General features: G+C 66.0%; 22 protein-coding genes and 1 tRNA gene. 9 read left to right on the plus strand and 14 right to left on the minus strand.

What is annotated here, in order from left to right:
- Positions 1 to 210: 210 nt before the first annotated feature.
- From GQB03_RS20830 to GQB03_RS20840, 3 genes are all read right to left on the minus strand, one after another.
- Positions 211 to 1,722: an AMP nucleosidase gene (locus GQB03_RS20830; protein ID WP_159693413.1), complete on the minus strand. Its 1,512-nt coding sequence runs from the start codon at positions 1,720 to 1,722 to the stop codon at positions 211 to 213.
- Between the two features lie 139 nt (positions 1,723 to 1,861).
- A complete protein-coding gene (locus tag GQB03_RS20835; RefSeq protein ID WP_159693415.1) occupies positions 1,862 to 2,098 on the minus strand; it encodes a hypothetical protein in 237 nt (78 codons plus the stop codon).
- Between the two features lie 103 nt (positions 2,099 to 2,201).
- Positions 2,202 to 2,864, minus strand: coding sequence for an esterase/lipase family protein (locus GQB03_RS20840; RefSeq protein ID WP_235027168.1), 663 nt, complete (start codon positions 2,862 to 2,864; stop codon positions 2,202 to 2,204).
- Between the two features lie 324 nt (positions 2,865 to 3,188).
- Between GQB03_RS20840 and GQB03_RS20845 the strand changes: the two genes are divergently transcribed.
- Positions 3,189 to 4,817, plus strand: a complete 1,629-nt coding sequence (locus tag GQB03_RS20845; RefSeq protein ID WP_200832348.1) for an isovaleryl-CoA dehydrogenase — start codon at positions 3,189 to 3,191, stop codon at positions 4,815 to 4,817.
- Between the two features lie 5 nt (positions 4,818 to 4,822).
- Here the strand turns inward: GQB03_RS20845 and GQB03_RS20850 are convergent, their stop codons facing one another.
- Entirely contained in the window at positions 4,823 to 5,062 is a 240-nt protein-coding gene (locus GQB03_RS20850) for a thioredoxin family protein (protein WP_200832350.1), read from the minus strand.
- A gap of 39 nt (positions 5,063 to 5,101) precedes the next feature.
- Positions 5,102 to 6,142 carry a permease gene (locus tag GQB03_RS20855; protein ID WP_159693419.1) on the minus strand — a complete coding sequence of 347 codons (1,041 nt, stop codon included), beginning with the start codon at positions 6,140 to 6,142 and terminating at the stop codon, positions 5,102 to 5,104.
- A gap of 160 nt (positions 6,143 to 6,302) precedes the next feature.
- Here GQB03_RS20855 and GQB03_RS20860 point away from each other — a divergent pair, with 160 nt between their 5' ends.
- Genes GQB03_RS20860 through ruvA form a run of 3 tightly spaced genes read left to right on the plus strand, consistent with a single transcriptional unit; the run spans position 6,303 to position 8,461 of the window.
- On the plus strand, positions 6,303 to 7,145 hold the full coding sequence (locus GQB03_RS20860; protein WP_159693421.1) for a class I SAM-dependent methyltransferase: 843 nt from the start codon (positions 6,303 to 6,305) through the stop codon (positions 7,143 to 7,145).
- Between the two features lie 53 nt (positions 7,146 to 7,198).
- The gene (locus GQB03_RS20865) at positions 7,199 to 7,813 is read left to right on the plus strand and encodes a glutathione S-transferase family protein (protein ID WP_159693423.1); all 615 of its coding nucleotides are present in this window, start codon (positions 7,199 to 7,201) and stop codon (positions 7,811 to 7,813) included.
- A gap of 48 nt (positions 7,814 to 7,861) precedes the next feature.
- Positions 7,862 to 8,461, plus strand: coding sequence for a Holliday junction branch migration protein RuvA (gene ruvA / locus GQB03_RS20870; protein ID WP_159693425.1), 600 nt, complete (start codon positions 7,862 to 7,864; stop codon positions 8,459 to 8,461).
- 13 nt (positions 8,462 to 8,474) lie between these two features.
- Here ruvA and sppA read toward each other — a convergent pair whose 3' ends face one another.
- On the minus strand, positions 8,475 to 10,307 hold the full coding sequence (gene sppA / locus GQB03_RS20875) for a signal peptide peptidase SppA (RefSeq protein WP_200832352.1): 1,833 nt from the start codon (positions 10,305 to 10,307) through the stop codon (positions 8,475 to 8,477).
- 114 nt (positions 10,308 to 10,421) lie between these two features.
- Here sppA and GQB03_RS20880 point away from each other — a divergent pair, with 114 nt between their 5' ends.
- Together GQB03_RS20880 and GQB03_RS20885 are read left to right on the plus strand one after the other, a co-directional pair.
- Positions 10,422 to 10,781 carry a hypothetical protein gene (locus GQB03_RS20880; RefSeq protein ID WP_159693427.1) on the plus strand — a complete coding sequence of 120 codons (360 nt, stop codon included), beginning with the start codon at positions 10,422 to 10,424 and terminating at the stop codon, positions 10,779 to 10,781.
- Positions 10,778 to 12,616 (plus strand): S8 family peptidase, encoded by a 1,839-nt coding sequence (locus GQB03_RS20885; protein ID WP_159693429.1) that lies wholly within the window; start codon positions 10,778 to 10,780, stop codon positions 12,614 to 12,616. The genes GQB03_RS20880 and GQB03_RS20885 overlap by 4 nt, the downstream gene beginning before the upstream one ends.
- Here GQB03_RS20885 and GQB03_RS20890 read toward each other — a convergent pair.
- Genes GQB03_RS20890 through thiS form a run of 4 tightly spaced genes read right to left on the minus strand, consistent with a single transcriptional unit; the run spans position 12,556 to position 14,952 of the window.
- Positions 12,556 to 13,137 carry a rhomboid family protein gene (locus GQB03_RS20890; RefSeq protein ID WP_159693431.1) on the minus strand — a complete coding sequence of 194 codons (582 nt, stop codon included), beginning with the start codon at positions 13,135 to 13,137 and terminating at the stop codon, positions 12,556 to 12,558. The genes GQB03_RS20885 and GQB03_RS20890 overlap by 61 nt on opposite strands.
- A gap of 10 nt (positions 13,138 to 13,147) precedes the next feature.
- On the minus strand, positions 13,148 to 13,870 hold the full coding sequence (trmB, locus tag GQB03_RS20895; protein WP_159693515.1) for a tRNA (guanosine(46)-N7)-methyltransferase TrmB: 723 nt from the start codon (positions 13,868 to 13,870) through the stop codon (positions 13,148 to 13,150).
- 42 nt (positions 13,871 to 13,912) lie between these two features.
- A complete protein-coding gene (locus GQB03_RS20900; RefSeq protein WP_159693433.1) occupies positions 13,913 to 14,698 on the minus strand; it encodes a thiazole synthase in 786 nt (261 codons plus the stop codon).
- 50 nt (positions 14,699 to 14,748) lie between these two features.
- Positions 14,749 to 14,952: a sulfur carrier protein ThiS gene (thiS, locus tag GQB03_RS20905; protein WP_159693435.1), complete on the minus strand. Its 204-nt coding sequence runs from the start codon at positions 14,950 to 14,952 to the stop codon at positions 14,749 to 14,751.
- A gap of 164 nt (positions 14,953 to 15,116) precedes the next feature.
- On the opposite strand from thiS, the gene GQB03_RS20910 reads away from it, so the two are divergent.
- Positions 15,117 to 15,190, plus strand: a tRNA-Gly gene (locus tag GQB03_RS20910).
- Between the two features lie 237 nt (positions 15,191 to 15,427).
- Positions 15,428 to 17,281 carry a tyrosine-type recombinase/integrase gene (locus GQB03_RS20915; protein ID WP_159693437.1) on the plus strand — a complete coding sequence of 618 codons (1,854 nt, stop codon included), beginning with the start codon at positions 15,428 to 15,430 and terminating at the stop codon, positions 17,279 to 17,281.
- A gap of 47 nt (positions 17,282 to 17,328) precedes the next feature.
- On the opposite strand, the gene GQB03_RS20920 is transcribed toward GQB03_RS20915, so the two are convergent.
- Positions 17,329 to 17,952 carry a substrate-binding domain-containing protein gene (locus tag GQB03_RS20920; protein WP_456064410.1) on the minus strand — a complete coding sequence of 208 codons (624 nt, stop codon included), beginning with the start codon at positions 17,950 to 17,952 and terminating at the stop codon, positions 17,329 to 17,331.
- Positions 17,953 to 18,061: 109 nt separating this feature from the next.
- Here GQB03_RS20920 and GQB03_RS20925 point away from each other — a divergent pair, with 109 nt between their 5' ends.
- Positions 18,062 to 18,361 (plus strand): helix-turn-helix domain-containing protein, encoded by a 300-nt coding sequence (locus GQB03_RS20925; protein ID WP_159693441.1) that lies wholly within the window; start codon positions 18,062 to 18,064, stop codon positions 18,359 to 18,361.
- A gap of 25 nt (positions 18,362 to 18,386) precedes the next feature.
- On the opposite strand, the gene mobH is transcribed toward GQB03_RS20925, so the two are convergent.
- From mobH to GQB03_RS20940, 3 genes are all read right to left on the minus strand, one after another.
- On the minus strand, positions 18,387 to 20,234 hold the full coding sequence (gene mobH, locus GQB03_RS20930; RefSeq protein WP_159693443.1) for a MobH family relaxase: 1,848 nt from the start codon (positions 20,232 to 20,234) through the stop codon (positions 18,387 to 18,389).
- Positions 20,235 to 20,437: 203 nt separating this feature from the next.
- Positions 20,438 to 21,358, minus strand: coding sequence for a nucleotidyl transferase AbiEii/AbiGii toxin family protein (locus GQB03_RS20935; RefSeq protein ID WP_159693445.1), 921 nt, complete (start codon positions 21,356 to 21,358; stop codon positions 20,438 to 20,440).
- Positions 21,351 to 22,109: a type IV toxin-antitoxin system AbiEi family antitoxin domain-containing protein gene (locus GQB03_RS20940; RefSeq protein WP_159693447.1), complete on the minus strand. Its 759-nt coding sequence runs from the start codon at positions 22,107 to 22,109 to the stop codon at positions 21,351 to 21,353. Before GQB03_RS20940 ends, GQB03_RS20935 begins: the two co-directional genes overlap by 8 nt.
- Between the last annotated feature and the right edge of the window lie 160 nt (positions 22,110 to 22,269).

Below are 22,269 nucleotides of genomic sequence, written 5' to 3' on the forward strand. Positions count from 1 at the left end.
AAGGCCAGTATCAAGACCAAGCGATTGTTGGCGGCAACATCCGATGAGTACCGCGCCGAGTTGCTCGGATTCGAGCCGGAAGACGAGGATGACGATTGATGACGTTCGCGTAGCTGCGGGAGCCCTGCTCGGGGGGGCCGTCATGCGCACGGCAAGGGCGCGGGCCGACCGGCGACGGGCCGAGAGCCCGACCGGTTGCGGCCCGACCGACTACTGGAAGGCGACCTCGTCGAAGCTGCGCAGCTTGCGACTGTGCAGGCGATCCACACCCTGCTCACGCAGCAGTTCGATGGCGCGCAGGCCGATGCGCAGGTGTTGGTCGACCCGTTCGCGATAGAAGTGGTTGGCCATGCCAGGCAGCTTGATTTCGCCATGCAGCGGCTTGTCGCTGACGCACAGCAAGGTCCCGTAGGGCACCCGGAAACGGAAGCCGTTGGCGGCAATGGTGGCCGATTCCATGTCCAGCGCGATCGCGCGGCTCTGGCTGAAGCGCCGCTCGGGCGAGCTGGGCGCATCGTGCGAGGGCAGCAGCTCCCAGTTGCGGTTGTCGGTGCTCGCCACGGTGCCGGTGCGCATCAGGCGCTTGAGCTCGTAGCCCTTCAACTGGGTGACGTCGGCCACCGCGGCCTCGAGCGCCACCTGCACCTCGGCCAGCGGCGGGATCGGCACCCAAAGCGGCAGCTCTTCATCGAGCACATGGTCTTCGCGCACATAGCCGTGGGCCAGCACATAGTCACCCAGCTGCTGCGTGTTGCGCAGGCCCGCACAGTGACCGAGCATGATCCATGCATAAGGCCTCAGTACCGCGATGTGGTCGGTGATGGTCTTGGCGTTGGCCGGGCCGACACCGATATTGACCATGGTGATGCCGGCACGATCGCCGCGCACCAGATGGTAGGCAGGCATCTGCGGCAGCCGCGGCGGGGGCGCGCCGTTGCCGTCGCCGGGCTGGGCGGGATGACCGCTCCGACGGGTAATGACGTTGCCCGGCTCGACGAAGGCCTCGTAGTCATGCGCACCGGGCGCTTCGGCCATCAGCGCGCGGCCGAGCTTGATGAACTCGTCGATGTAGAACTGGTAGTTGGTGAACAGCACGAAGTTCTGGAAATGCTCGGCCGCAGTGCCGGTGTAGTGGCGCAGGCGGTGCAGCGAGTAGTCGACCCGCGGTGCGGTGAACAGCGACAGCGGGTAACGGATCACGCCCCCGGCATCCGGGCGCGGGTCGCAGGTGCCGTTGGCGATGCCGTCGTCCATCGCACCGAGGTCAGGGAAGTCGAACAGGTCGCGCATCAGGCGCCGTCGCTCCGGGCTCAGGTGGCCTTCGATGTGTTCATTCTCGGCAACCGAGAAATGCAGCGGCAGGGGCTGGCTGCCGACACCGACCTCGAGCGCGACCTGGTGATTCTTGATGAGCAGGCGGAACTGTTCGAGATAGTAGTCGGCAAAAAGGTCGGGGCGCGTCAGCGTGGTTTCGTAGGTACCCGGGCCCGGGACAAAGCCGTAGCTCAGCCGCGAGTCGGCCCGCGCGACGGTCGTGGTGCGGATGCGCACCATCGGATAGAAGGCCCGGCATCGTTCGCCGAAGTCCTCACCGGCGACGAATCGCCGCAGTGCATCACGCAGCGTCGCGATGCTGGCATCGTAGATCGCACCGACCTGTTCGAGGGCCGCGGCCGGGTCATCGAAACAGACCGGTTCGACTGGGGCGGGATCTGGATTCAAGGCACGCTCCTTTTCACGGGGTCGGGCATCGTCGGCATTCCGCCGGACATCGCCTCACTGATTTGGGGCTGCTCGGAATCCGCCGGGGGAATCGCCCGGCACCCCGCCCCAAACCCTCGGGATCTGCCGCAAAGGCCGATCAGGACTGCCTGTCAAGATATTCGCCGTCCCCGAGCGCACCGCTCTCGAGCCCCAGCGCCTCGAGGTCAAGCCCCTTCTCGAGGATGAAGTTGGTGCTGATGTCGATGATGTGGCAGTCACCCGGATCGTCGTCCGAATGGTTCTTCACCACGACCTTTCCCTTGGCGGCGAGGCGATGGTTGATGCGCACGATCAGATCCTTCTCGGATACGGCAACCGGTTTCGATTCACTCATGATCAGGTCCTCCGGATGTTGCAGGTGCATAATTCCCGACTCACCGACACAATTGCGCAAGCCGGACGCGAAGTCCACCGCTATCCGCACTTTCCGGCGTTCGTCACCGCTCAAAGCGTCCGGTACGCAGAAAGGCGGCAACCTGCTCGAGGCAGGCTGCCGACACCAGCATCTGCGAATGTCCGACCGGCAGCACGATCGAATCTGAAGCGGTGTCGAGCCGGCTCTCGGCGAGACTCACGACACCGTCGTTGGGGCGCGCCAGACCCGGGATCAACCGCCCCACGCCAACGCCCGAGTCGCCCGCCAGCACGCCGATCTCGAGCCCGGCGGGCGCCGGCAGGCAGGGCTGCGCCAGCCAGTCACCCAGCGACCGCCCGACGAGCGCACGCAGCAGCGGAATACCTTGCAACACCCGGGCGCAGTGCGAGCCGCCACACGGGGACCCGAGCAGCACGACGCGGCCGATGCGCTTGTCCGGCCGGTCGGCAAGCATGCGCAGGATCACCAGCCCGCCGAGACTATGGCCGACGAGATGGACGACCGGCGCATCGATGGCCGCAACGAAACCGGACAGGGCGCGGGCATTGCCGGCCAGGCCAGCGCGCACCGACGGGTAGGAGAAGCTCAGGGCCCGGTAACCGAGACGAGCGAGACGGCGGCGCTGCAGGCCGAATACCAGCCCGTGCATCCACAGACCGTGGACCAGCACCACCGCTTCGCGATGATCTTGTGTGGCGGCTTCGCCGGAGTGGAGGATGCTCAAGGTGACATGCTCGTTCGAACCAGATCGGCGCTCATTATCCCGCACGCATCATGTTCGTGGCGGCCCGGCAACGCCCTGCGGCACTCGGCACCGATTTCGACAGTCCTATACTGACGATGCAGCCGCCCGCGCGGCCATGCCGGCGCCGCCGCGGTGCGCCGCCTGTGAGACGACCCACCGATGAAGAACCGCCGGAAGCGGCAGTGGCGGGGCGGGGAAATCAAACGCAGCGGGGCAAGCTGCATCAGGGCCTGCAACGCGGGCACCGCCATGCAGTCCCGATCGACAGGCGAGCCGAAGGCTCGCGCCACCGGAGAGATCGCCGTGACCGCAACGATCGACAGTACCAACCAGGCGCCCCCGCTCGAGAACCACAATCGCTACCGCGGTCATCGGGTGCTGCGCGAAGCCGTCGCGCGCGAAGGCGCAGCCTGGGCCGATGAAGAACTCGCCGCTTGCGGACAGGCGCTCGGCAGCAGCCACTGGATCGCCCAGGGCGATGCCGCCAACCGCTACCCGCCGAGCCTGCACATGCTGGACCGCTTCGGCGAACGCAGCGACAGCTTCGAGTTCCATCCAGCGTGGCACGCGTGCCTGCACTGGCTCAAGCAGCACGGACTGGCCGGCGCCGCATGGTGCGACGAACGCGCCGGTGCGCAGGTGCGGCGTGCGGCCCTGTTCCAGCTGTTCGCCGAAATCGAGTGCGGCAGCCTGTGCCCCACCACCATGAGCCACAGCGCGGCGCCGGTGCTCGCGCGCACACCTGCCCTGGCCGAGCCATGGCGCCGACTGCTGATGGCGGCCGAATACGATCCTCGCGACTTGCCGGCAGGCGACAAGAGCGGGCTGCTGGTCGGCATGGGCATGACGGAACGCCAGGGCGGCTCCGATGTGCGCAGCAACACCACCCGCGCGGAAGCGGCGGGTGGCGGCTGGTACCGGCTCGAGGGCCACAAGTGGTTCTTCTCGGTGCCGATGAGCGACGCCCATCTGGTCACCGCGCAGGCGCCGGGGGGGCTGTCGTGCTTCTTCATGCCGCGTTTCGGGCCGGATGGCAGGCGCAACGGCATTCGCATCATCCGCGCCAAGGACAAGCTCGGCGACCACGCCAACGCAAGCGCGGAGGTGCAGTTCGATGCCGCGCTGGCACTGCTGGTGGGCGAGGAAGGCCGCGGGCTGGCCACCGTGCTGGAGATGGCCAACCATACCCGCCTGGACTGCGCCAACGGGTCTGCCGGCATCATGCGCGGCGCGTTCGCCGAAGCGCTGCATCACGCCCGTCACCGCCGCGCCTTCGGCAAGGCGCTCGTCGACCAGCCGCTGATGGCCAATGTGCTGGCCGACATGGCGCTCGAGGTGGCCGGCCATGTCGCACTGTGCCTGCGCGTGGCAGCCACGGTGGACCGTCGCGCCGACGAGGGCGAGGCAGCGCTCGGGCGGCTGCTGACCCCGCTGGTGAAATACTGGGTGTGCAAGCGCACCCCGGCGCTGGTCGCCGAAGCGATGGAGGTGCTGGGCGGCAACGGCTATGTCGAGGAAGGCCGCATGGCGCGACCGTTCCGCCAGTCGCCGCTCAATTCGATCTGGGAGGGTTCGGGCAACGTCATGTGTCTCGACGTCCTGCGGGCGCTGGCGCGCGCACCGCGGGTGACCGAGGCGCTGGTGGCGGAGCTCGAACGCGCTTGTGGCCACAATCGCACCCACGATCGCGATGTCACACACATCAAGAACATGCTTGCCGCAGGCCCCGTCGAATGCGAGGCGCGGCACTTCGCCGAACGCCTCGCCCTCGTCATGGAGGCCTCGCTGCTGCTGCGCGCCGGCGCCGGCCCGCTTGCCGACACCTTCACCACGAGCCGCTCGGGCTCCTCATCCGGTCGCGCCTTCGGCACCCTCCCGGCTGGCAGCGACTTTGCTGCGATCCTCGATCACGCCGGTCTCGAACCGGCCTGAACCGCTCAACCGGCCGGCTTGAGCCAGCCTTCGATCTGCTCCGGCAGCGGCACACGGCCGGAATGCACCAGCTTGCCGCCCACCGCCACCGCCGGCGTGCTCATCACGCCCATTGCGGCGATCGCCTGCATGTCGGTGACCTTCTCGACCTCGACTTCGACACCAAGGCGCTCGGCGGTTTCGCGAACCAGCTTCTCGGTCAGTTCACACTTGCTGCAGCCCTTTCCCAGTACCTGTACTTTCATGATGCCTGCCTCGCTCCCGGCGACCCGATCATGGTCGCGCTATAGCACTGCGTTGAACACATACCCCACCAGCAGGATGCCAGCCCCGACCACGCCGATGAAGGTGGCGATCAGGCGCGGTTTGAGCACCTTGCGCAGGATCACCATCTCGGGCAGAGACAGCGCGATCACCGACATCATGAAGGCCAGCACCGTACCGAGGGCCGCCCCCTTGCCCAGCAGGGCTTCGACGACCGGGATGATGCCGGCCGCGTTGGAATACATCGGAATGCCGATCAGTACCGCGACCGGTACGGACCACCATGCGTCACGCCCCATCAGCTGCGCCATGAAGTTCTCGGGCACATAGCCATGGATCCAGGCGCCCACCGCGATACCCGCCATCACATAGGGCCACACCTTGCCGACAATTTCCCGCACCGCCTCGCGACCGGCCCCGAGGCGCGACGCCCAGTCCACCCGGTCGGCCTCGTAGTCCGCACCGCTGGCCGGCATCGCGAGCACCCAGTCCTCCACCCATGCTTCGAGCCCGAGCCTGCCGATGACCAGCCCCGACACCACCGCCACGGCCAGCCCGAGCAGCAGGTACAGCCCCGCGATCTGCCAGCCGAACAGTCCGAACAGAAGCGCCAGCGCGATCTCGTTGACCATCGGTGCGGAAATCAGGAATGAAAAGGTCACGCCCAGGGGCACGCCGGCGGTGAGGAAACCGATGAACAGCGGCACTGCGGAGCAGGAGCAGAAGGGTGTGACGATCCCCAGCCCCGCGGCGAGGACGTTGTTGTAGGCGCCACCGTGGCGCGCAAGAATGGCGCGCGTGCGCTCGGCGGAAAAGAAGCTGCGTACGATGCCCATGACGAAGACCACCAGGGCGAGCAGGAGCAACACCTTGGGCACTTCGTAGATGAAGAACCAGACCGCCTCGCCGGCCGCGCTCTCGCGACCGAGCGGCAGCAGCGCGAATGCCGCGTCCGCGAGCGGGATGAGGTTCAGATAGACGGCAAACCACGCCGCCAGCGCCGCAGCGGCGAGGGCCAAGGCCCGTCCCGGCGCCGGCCGGTCGATAATCTCGCTGCTCATGCGACGCACCTCCCCGGGAACAACCCCGGATCCATCATGATTTCATTATTCGCTGATATTTCTCTTCCGTCTTGATTGACATCAATCCTCCACGGTTGCGGCCGGCGGCGCGGAGCGCCGGGGTTACAATCCGATCCTCTTTCCGCAATCGCCGCCCCGCATGTCAGCGCAACCCGAAATACGTCCCGGCCAGTCGGTCGAGCTGCTCAAGCAACTCCATATCCTGACCCGCGACGGCCGGATGAACCAGGACAGTCGACGCAAGCTCAAGCAGGTCTACCACCTCTTCCAGTTCCTCGAGCCGCTGCTCAGCGAGACCCTCGGCGAGCACCCGGACGTGCAGCTGGTCGATCACGGTGCCGGCAAATCCTACCTCGGCTTCATTCTCTACGACCTGTTCTTCAAGGACCTCGCCCCCGGTGGCCGGATCTACGGCATCGAGACGCGTGACGAGCTGGTTGCGAGTTCGCGACGGCTGGCCGACAAGCTCGGATTCAGCACCGGCATGCGCTTCTACAACCTCAGCGTGGCCGACTCCATCGAATCCGAGCGTCTGCCGGCACGCGTCGACATGGTCACCGCACTGCACGCCTGCAACACCGCGACCGACGATGCGATCCGTTTTGCCCTCAGGAAGCAGGCGCGCCACATCGTGCTGGTGCCCTGCTGCCAGGCCGAAGTGGCCGCGGTATTGCGGCGGAACAAGCAGGAACGGCTCGCAGACAGCATCACCGAACTGTGGCGGCATCCGATCCACACCCGCGAGTTCGGCAGTCACGTTACCAACGTGCTGCGCTGCCTGCAGCTCGAAAGCCACGGCTACCAGGTCAATGTCACCGAACTGGTGGGCTGGGAACACTCCATGAAGAACGAACTCATCATCGCCAGCTACAAGGATCTGCCGCGACGCCGGCCGGGCGAGCGACTCGCCGAACTGCTCCATACGCTTGGTCTGGAGGAACTCGCCGGACGCTTCTTCCGTGGTGACGAAAGCGCGCCATGAACCATCGGCGCAGCTAAACTGAAGCCCTCGATTCGATCCAATTGGAGCCCGCGATGCAGTTGATCGGCATGCTCGACTCACCCTTTGTTCGCCGTACCTTCATCACTGCCAAGCTGCTCGACATACCGTTCGAGCACCGTCCGCTGTCGATCTTCCGCAATTTCGCCGAAGTGCACGCGATCAACCCGCTGGTCAAGGTGCCGACCCTGGTGCTCGCCGACGGCGAGATCATGGTCGACAGCACGCTGATCATCGAATACTTCGAGGAATCCGCGCGCACCCGCACCCTCATGCCCGCCCAGCCGGCGCTGCGCCGCCGCTGTCGACGCCTCACCAGCTTCGGCCTCGCGCTGGCCGAGAAGTCGGTCCAGCTCTACTATGAGATCGGACTGCGGCCGCAGAACCTGCGCTGGGACGAATGGATCACCCGCCAGACCGGTCAGCTGCGCGACGGCGCGGCACTGATCGAATCCGAGATTGCCTCGGACGGCTCGGAATGGCTGTGTGGCCGCGAGATCGGCCAGGCGGACGTCACCGTGGCAGTTGCCTGGCGATTCAGCCAGTTCGTGCTGCCGCACATCCTCGATCCCGAACAGTATCCCCGGCTGGCTGACCTTTCGGCCCGCGCAGAGGCACTGCCGGCGTTCCGTGCGGCCGATTTCAAGTAAGCCTGCGGGCGCTGCCGGACCGGCCGTGAAAATAGTGAAAGGACCAAGATGATCGGACGCATTACCGGGCTGGTGCTCGAGAAAAACCCGCCACAGATCGTTGTCGACGTGGGTGGTGTCGGCTATGAGATCGACGTACCGATGAGCACCTTCTACAACCTGCCCGCAAGCGGCCAGAAAGTCAGTCTGCATACCCACTTCGCGGTGCGCGAAGACGGCCATTTCCTGTACGGCTTCGCCTCGGAGGACGAGCGAGCCGCATTCCGCCAGCTGCTCAAGGTGTCCGGCATCGGCGCACGGACCGCGCTGGCGGTGCTCTCGGGACTGTCGGTGAGCGACCTCGCCCAGGCGGTAAGCCTGCAGGAGTCGGGCCGGCTCATCAAGATTCCCGGGATCGGCAAGAAGACGGCCGAGCGCCTGCTGCTGGAGCTCAGGGACAAACTCGGCAAGACCCTGCCCGGCAGCATTGCCCACATCCCGCAGGGAGGTGCCGGGACCGCCCCGGACAACCGCAGCGACATCCTCAACGCGCTGCTGGCGCTGGGCTACAACGAGCGCGAAGCGCTCGGCGCGATGAAGGGCCTGGCCGAGGACGCGGGCGTATCCGACGGGATCCGCGCCGCGCTCAAGGCGCTGTCGAAAGCCTAGCGGGCGCGGCCCTTCACGGCGCCTCGCAGAGGCAGTGCGCGTAGGTCTGGCGCGGATCGTTCCAGGCTTTCAGGCGGGCCGCCTCTTCCTGCAGACGATCGAAGGCGAGCTCGATCGGCGAATTGGCAACGGGGCGCGCTATCGACACATCCGCGGCATGCAACAGGCGTTCGAGCAATTGCTCCTGCGGGCTCAGGCTCGGCTCCAGCCAGGTCGTATCGTAGTTCTCGATACCGGCGCGCCGCGCCGCCGAGGCCACTGCCTGCTGCAAGCCGCCGATGCGGTCGATGAGCCCCTTCTCGAGCGCGTCCTGACCGATCCATACCCGCCCCTGGGCCACTTCGTTGACCGCTTCGGGCTTCATCCTGCGGGCCTTGCCGACCACTTCGAGGAAGCGCTGGTAGCCGTTGTCCACGCTGAGCTGCACCGCCTGCGCGACCTCCGGCGCCATTGGCCGCCGCGGATCGAAGGCTCCGGCCAGCGGCGAGGTGGCCACACCATCGACCGACAGGCCGAGTTTGCCGAAAGGTTCCGAAAGGTCCGGGAACATGCCGAAGATACCGATCGAGCCGGTGATCGTGGTCGCGCTGGCCAGCACTTCATCGGCCGCCATCGACACCCAGTAGCCGCCCGACGCGGCCACCGAGCTCATCGACACCACCACCGGCTTGCCGGCCTCGCGCACGAGCTCGAGCTCGCGACGAATCCGCTCGGAGGCATAAACGCTTCCACCCGGACTGTCCACCCGCAAGACCAGCGCCTTGATCGAATCCTCCTCGCGCGCCTGCTTGAGCAGCCGGGCAATCGTTTCGCCACCGGCGATGCCCGGTGGCTGGTCACCATCGACGATCGCCCCCTGCACCACCACCACGCCCACGGCGTCGCGCGGCACCTCGAGCGCCGGTTGCTCGGATATCAGGTAGGCGCCGAGGCTGGCGCGCCGCGCCTCCTTGCCGTCGTCGCTGGTGCCGACCTTCTCCATGAGAAAGTCTTCCCATTGGTCCGGACTCATCAGGCCATCCACCAGCTTGCTTTCGGCCGCGAGCCGCGCGGTGTCTCCGCCAACCGCGGCGAGGCGCTCGGTGTAGTTGGCAAGCAGTTCGTCGATCGCGCCGACAGCGAGTTTGCGGTTTGCGGTCACGTCGGTCTGCCAGGCCCGCCACACGCTCTGCAGCATCACCGTGGTCGACTCGCGATCCTCGGGCGACATGTCGCTGCGGGTATAGGGCTCGACCGCGGACTTGTAGGTGCCGACCCGGAATACCTGCATCTTCACACCGAGCTTGTCGAGCGCCCCCTTGAAATAGGTCGGGTAGTTTGCGTAGCCCTGCAGCAGCACGAAGCCGTCCGGTGCCATGTAGACCTCGTCGGCGAGGCTGGCGAGGTAGTACTGGTTCTGCGTGAAACGGCTGCCCCAGGCGTAGATCGGCTTGCCCGACGCGCGAAAATCGGCCAGTGCGAGGCGCAGCTCCTGCAGCTTGGACAGCCCGATACCCGCCATCGCGTCGGTTTCGATGACCATCGCCTTGATCCGCGTGTCGTCCTTGGCATCGGAAATCGCCTCGAGCAGGTCGCGCAGCGGAGTCTGTTCGGGGTCGCCCCCGCCGCCCTGCAGCATGCGCAGCGGATTGGTGATCGCCACCTGCTCGACCACCTGCCCGGCGGGACGCAGCACCAGTGCCGAACCGTCGGGTATCGACGGCTCCCGTGCGACCAGGAAGCTGATCACCACGACGGCGATGATGGCCAGGAAGATCAGGTTCAGCACCAGCCTTCGCAGGCCGTCCACCAGTCGCCAGAGACCGCCGAACAGGCGTCTGATGATTCCGGGTTTACGATCGTTCATTCGTTTCAGTTCAATCCGCAAGTCAAGTGTCGATTGTATCCGCCCCGGCAGCGCTTGGAGATGACATGTCCCTGCGCTACCCTCGCGGACACGATAACTCCTCCGGAATCGTTGATGACAGGAACTTATGCGCTGCGGCGACTCGCAGGCGCGGCAGTACTCCCGGCATGCATCGCGCTGTCGCAGGCCTGCGCCTCGCCCCCCTCGGCTGAAGCTCACGGCAAGGCGGTGATGATCGACTTCGCGGCGCCGACCGATGGCGCCTCGCCGGCACTGCTCGCATCACTTTCGCATCGCGCCGGTGCGACGCTGGTCTACCGTGCCGCGGTGTCGCCCAATCGCCATGCCTACCGGCTCGACTGCGCCGCGACCGACCCCGACTGTCGCCAGGCGATCGCCAGCCTGTCCGCCGACCCCCGGATCCGCAGCATTTCGGCCGACCGGCTCTCCCATCCCAGCCAGGACAATCGATGAGAATCCTCAAGCTTCTTTGCGTACTGGGCCTCTGCGGCGCCAGCCTCAACGCCGTCGCGGCCCCCGACGGCGATCGCGTGATCGTGAAGTTCCGCGACACCGCCTCCGGGCTCAAGCAGGCGCGTGCCGCCGACCGCACCCGCCAGCTGGGCGAACGCATCGGCGTAACGCTCGAAGGCAGCAGCGAACCCGGCCCGGGCATGCAGGTGATGCGCGCTCGCGGCCTCAGCGCAGAGGTGCTGGCCCGTCGGCTGGCGCGACAGGCCGACATCGAGTACGCGGTGCCCGACGGCCTGCGTCACGCGCGAGCCCTGCCCAACGACGGCCTTTTTGCCGACCAGTGGCACCTGCAGGATGCCCAGCCCGCCGCCATCCGCGCGACCACGGCATGGGATGTCACCACCGGCTCGAACGCCATCGTCACCGCGGTGATCGACACCGGCATCCTCAGCACACACCCGGATCTTGCCGGGCGACTGCTTCCCGGCTATGACTTCATCTCCGATGCGGCTCTCGCCGGTGACGGCAACGGCCGGGACTCGAACCCCGCCGACCCGGGCGACTTCATCAGCAACGCGGACATCGCCGATCCGGCCTTGCAGGCGGTCTGTCCGGCCGCTGCGCTCGTGAGGCAGGAGAGCTCCTGGCACGGCACCCGGGTCGCCGGCGTGCTGGCGGCGGCCACCAACAACTCGCTCGGTGTCGCCGGCACCACCTGGCGCGGCGGACTGCTGCCGGTGCGGGCACTGGGCAAATGCGGCGGCTTCGATTCCGACATCATTGCGGCGATGCGCTGGGCGGCCGGCCTCGCGGTTCCGGGCGTGCTGTCAAATGCCAATCCTGCGCGCATCATCAATCTCAGCCTCGGCGGCAGCGGCACCTGCAGTGCAGCCTATCGCGACACCATTGCCGAGCTCGCCTCGATCGGCGTGCTGGTGGTCGCCGCCGCAGGCAATGAAACCGGACCGGTGGAAACCCCGGCGAACTGCCCCGGCGTACTCGCCGTTGCGGGCCTGCGCCACATCGGCACCAAGGTCGGCTACAGCAGCATGGGGGCCGAAGTGGCGATTGCCGCACCCGCGGGCAACTGCGTGAGCGACACCCTGCCCTGCCAGTTCCCGATCACCACGCTGACCAACAGCGGCACCACCAGCCCGACGGTCAACACCTATACCGACGGTTTCGACTACAACGTCGGCACCAGCTTCAGTGCCCCGCTGGCCGCCGGTAGCGCGGCGCTGATGCTCGCCCTCAACCCCGCGCTGACGCCGGACAAGATCATCGCGCGCATGCAGTCGGGCGCCCGATCATTTCCCGTCGATGGCAGCTTGCCCACCTGCCCGGCAACTGCGTCCAGCGGCCAATGCAACTGCACCACCTCCACCTGCGGAGCGGGCATGCTCGACGCTGCCGCGGCGCTCGCCGCGGCCAGCGGCCCGGTAGCCGGGATCGAGGTGCTCGATCCGCTCAAGACCGGCACGATCCGGCTCGACGGCAGCAGCGCGGCCACTGCCGGACGCGTGATCACGGGATGGCAGTGGGCACTCGTTTCGGCGCCCACCGGGGCCAGTCTCGGCAGCCTGACCGGCGCCACCAACACGCTGCAGGCGCCCGGAGCCGGCAGCTACCGATTGCGCCTGACGGTCACCGACAATCTGGGCGCCAGCGACACATCCGAGACCACACTGACGGTCAGCAAACCGTCTGGTGGCGGCGGGGGCGGCAGTGCCGACTGGCTCTTCATGCTCGGCGTCGGACTGCTCGGCGCGGCGGCCTATCGCCGCCGCAGCCACCACACGACGAGCGCCCAGGCAATGCCGCCGGACCAGCCGTAAAGGTGTGCGGGGGTGGCCAGCGGCACCCCCAGCCAGCCGGTCTCGCCGAGCGGATGGGCGAGATCGAGCCATACCTTGAACGAGCCGCCGACAAGCAGCAGCGCGGCAATCAGGCGTCCACCACGCTCACCGGGCTGTAGCAGCAGCGAAGCGGCCAGCCACGCGAAGAGACCGTGCAAGAGGCCCGACATGCCCACGTACCAGTCGATTTGCCAGGGGCCGAAAAGCAGACCGAGATCGACCGCCAGCATCGCCGCGGCACCGGCGCTCAGCGTGGCACGTGCCCCCTGCAGCCAGACACCCATGCCAAGCAGCAGGACAGCAGCGGCCAGATTGATCGCCAGGTGGCGTGCATCGATATGGACGAAATGCGCACTCGCCAGCCGCCACGCATCCGTCCAGCCGCCGCCGGCTCGCCATCCGAAGGCGGTGATCTGATAGCGGGGCAGCAGGCTCACTGCCGCGGCGATCCCGGCCACCGCGAGTACCACGAGAATCACCGCAAGCAGGCGACGCTTCACCCGCAGCCACTCAGCGACGACGGAAAACCAGGTCCCAGACACCGTGCCCGAGACGCAGGCCGCGCTGCTCGAACTTGGTCAGCGGGCGATAGGCCGGGCGCGGTGCGTAATCGGCGGCGGTATTCTGCAGCAGGGGTTCGCCACCGAGGACTTCGAGCATCTGCGCGGCGTAGTCCTCCCAATCGGTGGCGCAGTGCAGATAGCCGCCCGGGGCGAGCCGCGATGCAATCAGCGCGACGAAGTCGGGCTGCACCAGGCGGCGCTTGTGGTGGCGTTTCTTGGGCCATGGATCGGGAAAGAAGATGTGCACCCCGGCGAGGGTGTCCTCGGGGATCATGTCGCGCATCACCTCGACCGCGTCGTGCTGCATGATCCGCAGATTGCCGATCTGCTGGTCCGCGATCTGCTTGCACAGGCTGCCGACCCCCGGGGTATGGACCTCGATCGCGAGATAGTCCTGCTGCGGGTGGGCGAGCGCAATGCGGGCGGTGGTCTCGCCCATGCCGAAGCCGATCTCGAGGATACGCGGCGCCGCGCGGCCGAACGCCTGATCCAGATCGAGCACGGCCGGCCGGTACGGAATCCCGACCGTCGGCATCATCTCTTCGTAGCAGCGCGCCTGGGCATCCGAGAGCCGGCCCTGGCGCAGCACGAAGCTGCGGATCGTACGCTGCGAAAAACGCGGCTGCTGGCCGCTGTCGGTGGAAAAATCCGCCGGCGGCAGCTCGTCGATGCCGTCTTCAGTGGGTTGCTGCAATTGACGCTTCCTGTTGGCTCAGCGACCGATCATGCCGCCGGTGGGCGAGCTGGGGCTTGCCGCGTAGGTCTTGCGCGGCATGCGCCCGGCAAGGAAGGCCTCGCGGCCGGCCTCGACGCCCTTCTTCATCGCGCTGGCCATCAGCACCGGGTCCTGCGCCTTGGCGATGGCGGTGTTCATGAGCACGCCGTCGCAGCCCAGCTCCATGGCAATGGCCGCATCAGAGGCAGTGCCGACTCCGGCATCGACCAGCACCGGCACCTGTGCCTGGTCGATGATCAACCGCAGGTTCCACGGGTTGAGGATGCCCATGCCCGAGCCGATCAGGCTCGCCAGCGGCATGATCGCGCAACAGCCGATCTCTTCGAGCATCTTTGCCTGGATGGGGTCATCGGCGCAGTACGCCATCACCTTGAACCCGTCCTTGACCAGCGTCTCGGCGGCCTTGAGGGTTTCCGGCATGTTGGGAAACAGCGTCTCGGCATCGCCCAGCACCTCAAGCTTGACCAGGTCGTGACCGTCGAGCAGCTCGCGCGCGAGGCGCAGTGTGCGCACCGCCTCGTCGGCACTGTAGCAGCCGGCGGTGTTGGGCAGGATGGTGTAGCGCTCGGGCGGCAGGATGTCGAGCAGGTTGGGTTCGCCCGGGTTCTGGCCGATGTTGCTGCGGCGGATCGCCACGGTGATGATCTCGGCACCACTGGCCGCGATGGCGCGGCTGGTTTCGTCGAAATCCTTGTACTTGCCGGTACCGACCAGCAGACGGGAAGAATAGGCCTTGCCGGCAATGACCAGGGAATCGTTCATCTTTGAACCTGTTACGAATGGGGAGCGGGAAACGGGGACGGCAGCGGGAATCAACCGCCACCCACCGCCACGACGATCTCGAGACGGTCACCATCGGCGAGCACGGTATCGGCATGCCGACCCTTGGGCACGATCTCGCCGTTGCGCTCGACGGCCACCCGCTTGCCCGCCAGCGCGCGGTTTTCGAGCAGGCCAAGTACGGAAGTCGTGGCGGGCAGGCTCTCGGTTTGCCCGTTGAGGGTGATCTGGATCATCGGCGGAAACGTCTCGTTCGCTGAAAAAACGTTTGCGGATTCTAGCACGGGGCCCATCGCGCACTCGCGCCTCGCGACAGCGCACGCGCAGCGGTTTGCGCCGCGGCGATCGGCCCGCTAGAATGCCGGACACTCTCCGGCGGCAAGTCGGAAACGTGCCGCAAGCGGGTGTAGTTCAATGGCAGAACGGCAGCTTCCCAAGCTGCATACGAGGGTTCGATTCCCTTCACCCGCTCCACCGCATCAATCTGCGGAGTTCCGCAGACGTCCAGGAGAATCTGCAAGTCGTTGGCGCACAACGACTTTTCTCTCCTTGACGTTCTGCTGTGTTCCACCGCGATCCTCCGACAGCTGGGACTTTTAAGTCCACAAACAAGTCCATTTTTGAGGGCACGGCGGTTTCCGGATTGTTGATCGAGGGGCGAGGTCGATGTGACCAGCATCTGGTTCCTGACTCATGTTCAGGAGCAAGAGCATGGCACTCTCAGACCTGGTCGTTCGACAGGCCAAGGCAACCGGCAAGGCCTACACCCTCCCTGACTTGGATGGCCTCTCACTAGCCGTGACGGCTGCGGGGGGTAGGACTTGGCACTTCCGCTACTACTGGGCGGGCAAGCAGAAGCGGATGTCGCTCGGTACCTACCCGGAGGTGACGCTTCGCGAGGCGCGCAGCCTGCGCGACGAAGCGCGCGCCCTGATCGCCAAGGGCATCAATCCACGTGATCACCGCAAGCAGAAGCGGACCGCTGTGCGGCTCGCCGACGAAAACAACTTCGAGGTGGTGTACCGCGGGTGGCTCGAGCATCGCGGGCTGAGCCTCAAGGAAGGCCGGCAGACGACCCTCGCGATGCTTCCGCGCATCTTCGACAGGGACGTACTCCCGACCTTGGGGAAGCGGTCGATCTATGAGATCAAGCGCCCTGATCTCCTGGAGGTGATTGCCAAGATCGAGAAGCGCAGCGCGCTCTCCATCGCCGAGAAGGTCAGGACGTGGTTCAACCAACTGTTCCGCTACGCGCTGGTGATCGTGCCGGGCCTGGAGCAGAACCCTGCCTCCGATCTCGACGTCGTGGCGCTGCCACTGCCACCCGTCAGGCACAACCCGTTTCTGCGGATGGCCGAACTGCCCAAGTTGTTACAGAGGCTGCGCAGCTATCGCGGCAGGCGGCAGACCCAGCTCGGGTTGCGGCTATTGCTGCTGACCGGCGTGCGAACCGGTGAGCTGCGGCAGGCGACGCCAGATCAATTCGATCTGGCTCGCGGGCGGTGGATCATCCCGCCCGAGGTCGTGAAGCAACTCCAGTTGGATATGCGCAAGAAGCGGCGGCAGCCGGCGGACATCCCACCATACATCGTGCCGTTGTCGATTCAAGCCATGGAGATCGTCCGGCACCTGCTGGATGAGTTCAAGCCGGCCCAGCGCTACCTTTTCCGGCACGACAGCGACCTGAAGAAGCGCATCAGCGAGAACACGCTCAATGGTGCTCTCAAACGCATGGGCTATCAGGAACGTCTGACCGGACACGGTATCCGCGGCACGATGTCCACTGCGCTCAACGAGATCGGCTACCCGAAGGTCTGGGTGGATTCGCAGCTCTCGCATGTCGATCCCAACAAGGTCAGCGCGACCTACAACCATGCCGAGTACGTGGAGCAGCGTCGCCGGATGATGCAGGACTGGGCCGATCGCCTGGACCTCTTCGAGCAGAATCAGGTCGAGGCGGCCAGCATGCCACTCACCGTGCATCTGGAAGGCGTGCCCGCATTCCCGGGCGAGCAACCCGCAAGCGCTCACTCGACACCGGTTCCCGCATCGCCAATCCTGCTCGTCTCGAAGCCGGGCGACGCCATGCCGATGGTTTCTGCCGCCGCACAGCGGCTGCCAGCAGTTCCGCCCCCGAGATCGGCTGCGCCGCTGGTGCCCTCGAACATTCAGCGCGAGAGGATGGAGCTCTTCGATGTATTCGAAGCGCCGCACAACCTTCCCGTCGCCGCGTTCGCCAAGATGGCAGGCAAGTCCCGCCGGTGGATCAGCTACGAGATCAAGGCAGGCAACCTGCTGGCGTTGAACGTGGGCAACCGCGGCCAGCGCGTACCGGATTGGCACCTCGACCCACTCAAGCACGAGTTGATCCAGTCCATCCTGAAGCTGAGCCGGGGCGCGGACCCTTGGCAGATCTACCATGCACTGCTGCAACCGCGCTCGATGCTGCGGGGGCGTTCGGCACTGGAGGGCGTGACTGCCGGCAATCTCGACAAGCTCGTCATGACCGTGAGCACAGCGGTGAAGGAAACCGACTGGACCCCGCCGCGCGTTCGGGTGGCCTAGCGGCAGAAGCGGGATCGTGTGGCGAAACCGCGATCCCCGCGCACCTGTCAGGACACCAAGCGCGCGCGGCGGGCGAATCTTGCCTGGGTGTCCGACAAGGGCGTGTTGCGGCGGAGCAGGTAAGCCATCACGATCCTCGGTGCGCCGGCCAGGGGCCGCACAGCTACACCGCGGTGCAGGTAGCCCGTCAGTCGCGCGGCTGGCGCAATGGCGATCCCGTACCCTGCGCCAACCAGGGTCATCGCCACATCGAATGTCGCCACCGTTTGCTCTCGTTCTTGCAGCATGCCATCGAACACGCGCTGCGCGGTCATGCGCCATGGTTCATGGGCCGTCGACTGCGAGCAGATCACGGACTGCTTGAGCACTTCCTGGCACGGCACTTCACGATAGGCCAACAGGTGGGAGCGCTTGGTCATGGCGACCGCCAGCGTGTCATGCCACAGCGGCTCGCATATCCAGCCAGCCCACTGCCAGTCAGCCGCAGACAGGGCGAAATCGAAGGTATCCCCCGGCAGCTCCGCGCCTCGCACGGTATCTGTCCATCCGGCGAGGACGACACGCGTCTCCGGCTCTTCGGCACGCTGCAAGGCGAGCACGCTGACAAGTTGGGGCGGCACCCATTCGCCGAGCACGGCCATGCGTATCTCGGCGGTGACGTCACTCGACACCAAGTCAAGCCCCCCCAAGCGGCAAAAATTGTGACCCCTGACGTCGCGGCCGCCCTATGCGTTAAGTTTAACGTGGTTTAGATCGTGGCCGCGACCGACGCTTTTGGCGATGCAAAAGCGTTCGATCCAAAGAGGTCGCCCCACCGGCACCACTACCTACGAAGCGAAACCAGCCATCGCGTTTGGGGCTGCCGTGCGGGAGGAAAGAACCAACCAGGGAATCGCTCAGGAAGCGCTGGCCCACATGGCCGGCATCGAACGGTCCCACATGGGCAAGATCGAGCGCGGCGAGCATGTCCCCACGCTCCCGCTCATCCTCAAGATCGCCCGTGCGCTCCAGTGCAGTTCCGCCCACTTGATGACGCTGACCGAAGCCAAGCTGGCGGAGTCGGCCCCATCCGTGGACTGAAGGCCGCCCGTGCGGCTACCGCGGCCTATCCCTGATCGTCATTACCCTTGCCGCCAAGGACTGCATTGTCACGCTTTGCAGCCTCGTCGATGAGCCGCAGGTAGGGATTATCCGGCGGCACTTCGCAGAACAACGCATCCGCGCTGTTGAGCAGGTAGCCGTGCAGGCGGCGCGACTTGCGCGGCCCCATGACCTCACAGGTCCAGATGTTCAGCCCGCTGGGCTGCTTGCGGTGCTGTCCCAACTTTTCGAAGCGCTTCTGTACCCACTGCCACCCCTCCAGCTTCTCCTGCTTGGCCATCACAGCGACTTGAAGGAACTCCTGAGCGTAGCGCTGGAACACACCGGGACTGACGAGGTAAGCCGTGCCGGCGACGGTGTGTACCAGGGCCTTGGCGTCGTTGATGATGAGCTTGCGGGTCTGGATGCTCTGACGCAGCCAGGACATGAGGTGTGCCCCGGAAGGCTCCGTGCGATCCTCGGAAGGCCCGAGACTCATCTCCTGCGGGAGTCCGGTCGAAGGCGTCGGCTCAGTCTCGGAGACGGGACAAGCCTTGATCTCCGGTGCTGTGGATGTAGCGCTGTCGCCCAGCAGATCGAGCAGCGCGGCCACGCCGGTGTCTGCGGATGCGATCGGCGCCGTGGCCGACGGTACAACTGCGATTCCTTCCACGCACAGCCCATCACCCACCGCCGGCGATCGCGTCGTCGGTCCCACCTGCTCCTCTTCGACCAGCACGCGGCCTGCGAACGGCGCCGGCCGGTCGGCGGCATCCCAGATTACCGCCGGCGATACCTTCAGGAAGGTGAACGTGTGCGACCAGCCGGCGTCGCTCGTGACAACAGCCTTCCAGATCGCCTTGCCATCCGGGGTCGGCTGCACGATGCCATGATCCTGCAGCACATTGAAGACCGCCGTATTGTTCGCCGGGATACCGTCGACGCCCTGCGACAGCAGATGCGCGCGCAGCTTGTCGGAGACGGTCTTGCTCACCAGCCACAGCGCGTCCTGGGTCAGCCAGCCGTCCGCCGGCCCCCCATGGTTCAACTTGAGCTCTTCCTTGAGCAGGTAGCGCAAGCCGTCGAGCAGTTTGCGTTGCAGCGCATGCCGGGGCGCCGCCAGCGCCTTGCTGGGATCGCCGCCGAGTTCCTGGGCGACGGATGCCTGGTCGGCCTGCACGACCAGTTCGCCGAGCGTGCCGGCGTGCTCGTACTGACCGGCCAGCACGTACAGCAGCGCGGCCCAGAGGTCAGGATAGCCGCTGAGCCAGTCGAAGATGTCCCGATCGAGGAGGTGTGCGTAGAGCAGCCCTGTGGCGGCGCTGTGCAGGCGGTACTCGCGCTCCCTTCGGTAACGGAAGCGGTACGGCTTTCGCAACGGGCCGTGCCAGGGATGCCAGATGCTGCCGTCAGCGTGCTCGACGTACAGATCGACCGCAATCTTGCCGATGTCGTGCAGCAGGGCCGCGTAGGCCGTGCCTGCGGTCCAGGCTTCGGCCTGGGCCGCCTGTGCCTCGGGTGTGACGCCGGCAGGCAGCAGGTACGACTGCCGCAATTTCACTGCATAGGCGACGATCTCCAGGCCGTGGTCCAGCATGCCGCCTGGATAGGCATGGTGGTGGTTTTCGGAGGCAGGGAACTGCTGGACGAGATCAGCGTAGCGCTCAAGTGGGGCGAGGTAGAGCGTGGCGAATTGTCGGCGCGAGAGCGATGTACGCTGCCAGATGTGTTCCAGCAGTTTCTGCCGACGCGGCGTGGCCAGCAGTGATGTGGCCGACTCCGGCCACATCAACCCTTTCGGAGCTTCGATTGCGGATGTGGGCGGTGTGCCGGCGGTGGGTGGCACCCTTTTGCGCTGGAACAGCGAGAGCATGGCGAACCCCGGATGACGGGCTGCTCGGGGGCGCCTTTTGGCCTTTTCAGGATAGGGCCTTTCCCCTTGGCGCCCTTCCTTTGCCCCTTCCCAGCCCTTTGGCCTTTGTCGGAAGCTTTTGGGTATAGGGCCGCTGCTGCGCGGGTGCCACGATGAATGCGGCATGGGGCAATCCCGGCAAGCCGGAATCTGCGGGATGTTCGTCAGCTCTGGCCCAAGCCGGTCTCGAGGGCGGCGGATTGCGCTGCGAAGTCGTCGGGACGGCGCTTGCGGAAGGTTTCGAGATTGGCGAGCTTCCAGCGCAGTGCCGGCAGTTGCGCGGCGTGCTGGCATTGCACCAGCGACCAGTCCGGTTCTGCGCGCGCCAGCCCGCTCAGAAACTGCTTGTGCGCGGTGCTCAGTCGCTGTGGCAGCTCGCGCCGCAGCCTGGCGCGAGCCTCGAGCAGTGTCTCAAGGGAGCAACCCACTTCGGTCATGCCGACAAAGGCCCGCTCGTACTCGCCGGCGATGTTCTTGTCGTTGCCGAACAGCACTTCGTGGGGCGGCCGGTTGTGGCCCGCCAGATAGATCACGAAGCACTCGACCATGCCGTCGCTGATGTCGCCCGACTCAAAGAGCTGCCACACGTCGAACAGGTCGCGGGGGTGCTGCCGATCCAGCGCGGCCACCAGCTTGCTGGCGTACAGCTCATCCGGTGCCAGAACTGGCAGCTCGAACTCGACGCCGAACAGATCGCTGGTCTTGGCGCTCAGCGGCCGCCGCTCGACGGGCAGCACGCTGCCTCGGAACACGACGTTGACCTCGATCTTCACCTGGCTGGCATCGTTCTCGACGATCAGCTTGGTGTTCCCCAGGTCCTTGGCGCGAACCAGGCGTGTCTGCACGCCCAGTGGCGCAACGCGCGTGGCGATGGCGGCCAGCTCCTGGTTGATGGCTTGCAGCGCTTCGTCGCGCGGCGTCTGCCACGGGAGGTACACCACGTCGATGTCCACCGACAGGCGCGGCATGTCCCGCACGAAGAGGTTGATGGCCGTGCCGCCCTTCATGGCGAAGATGTCGTTGGCGAACACGTCGGGCGCGACGGCCAGCAGCAGGCGAACGGTGTCCGCGTAGGTCTTATCCATGAGGTCTCAGGCTCAGCAAGGTGCCGTCATCCAGCCGGCTCATCCAGCGCGTGTTGCTGCCGGTGCGAACCGGGTACTGCTCCAGCAGGGCATCGACATCCACGAGGCTGGTCTCGCGCGCCCAGGTGAGGAACAGGCGCACGGCCTTCACGCTGGTGCAGCAGGACAGCAGTTGTCCGAGCAAGTCCTTGCGGGGGGAACGCAGTCCATCAAAGAGGTTGCGGGCCTCTTCGAGGCTCTGCTTGACGCCGGCTTCGTACAGCAGCTCCAGAACGGCACGCTCGGAGACAGCCACCCGCAGATCCTCGGGCAGGCCAGGCGGCGTGGTCATGGTCTTGCTGGCCAGCGTCGTGTCCGGCCAGTCGAACAGGCGGGCGTGGACGTAGCGTGCCGGAAAGCGCGAGGTGAACCAGGCCGGCAACGCGAAACGACCGTCGCCCCACAGCACCAGCGTCTCCCGGCTACCCAGGTTGTGCCGCACGCCCTGCAGGGCCAGGGCGCTCCTCCCGCCGACGTGCAGGCCGGGCACGCGCTGTTGCAGGAACTTCAGCGCACCGTAGACCCCGAACTCATCGTTCGGGAAGGCATAGACGCCATGGGCCAGGCGCACGAGCCACCCGCCGTCGGCATAGTGGGCGGCGAGCTGGGGCGACACCCCGAACTGGCTCAGGGTGGCAAGGTCAAAGGGCGCTCCGCGAGGAAGCTCCGCCTGCAGCCGCTTGATTATCTGATGTCTTGAATTTCCATCCATGCTATAAAATTAGCACGAAATCCAATCCCTCTCTAAAGCCATCACAGGAATTCGCAGAGAAAGTAGCACTGGGCTTTATTTTCAATGCGGAGTCTAATCTTCCAGCGAGCCGATCCGGCTCCGCCAGCCGCAATTCGGCCTCATGATTGCTATCCATCCT

It is taken from the genome of Cognatazoarcus halotolerans, assembly GCF_009800965.1.
In the GTDB taxonomy this organism is placed as follows: Bacteria; Pseudomonadota; Gammaproteobacteria; order Burkholderiales; family Rhodocyclaceae; genus Cognatazoarcus; species Cognatazoarcus halotolerans.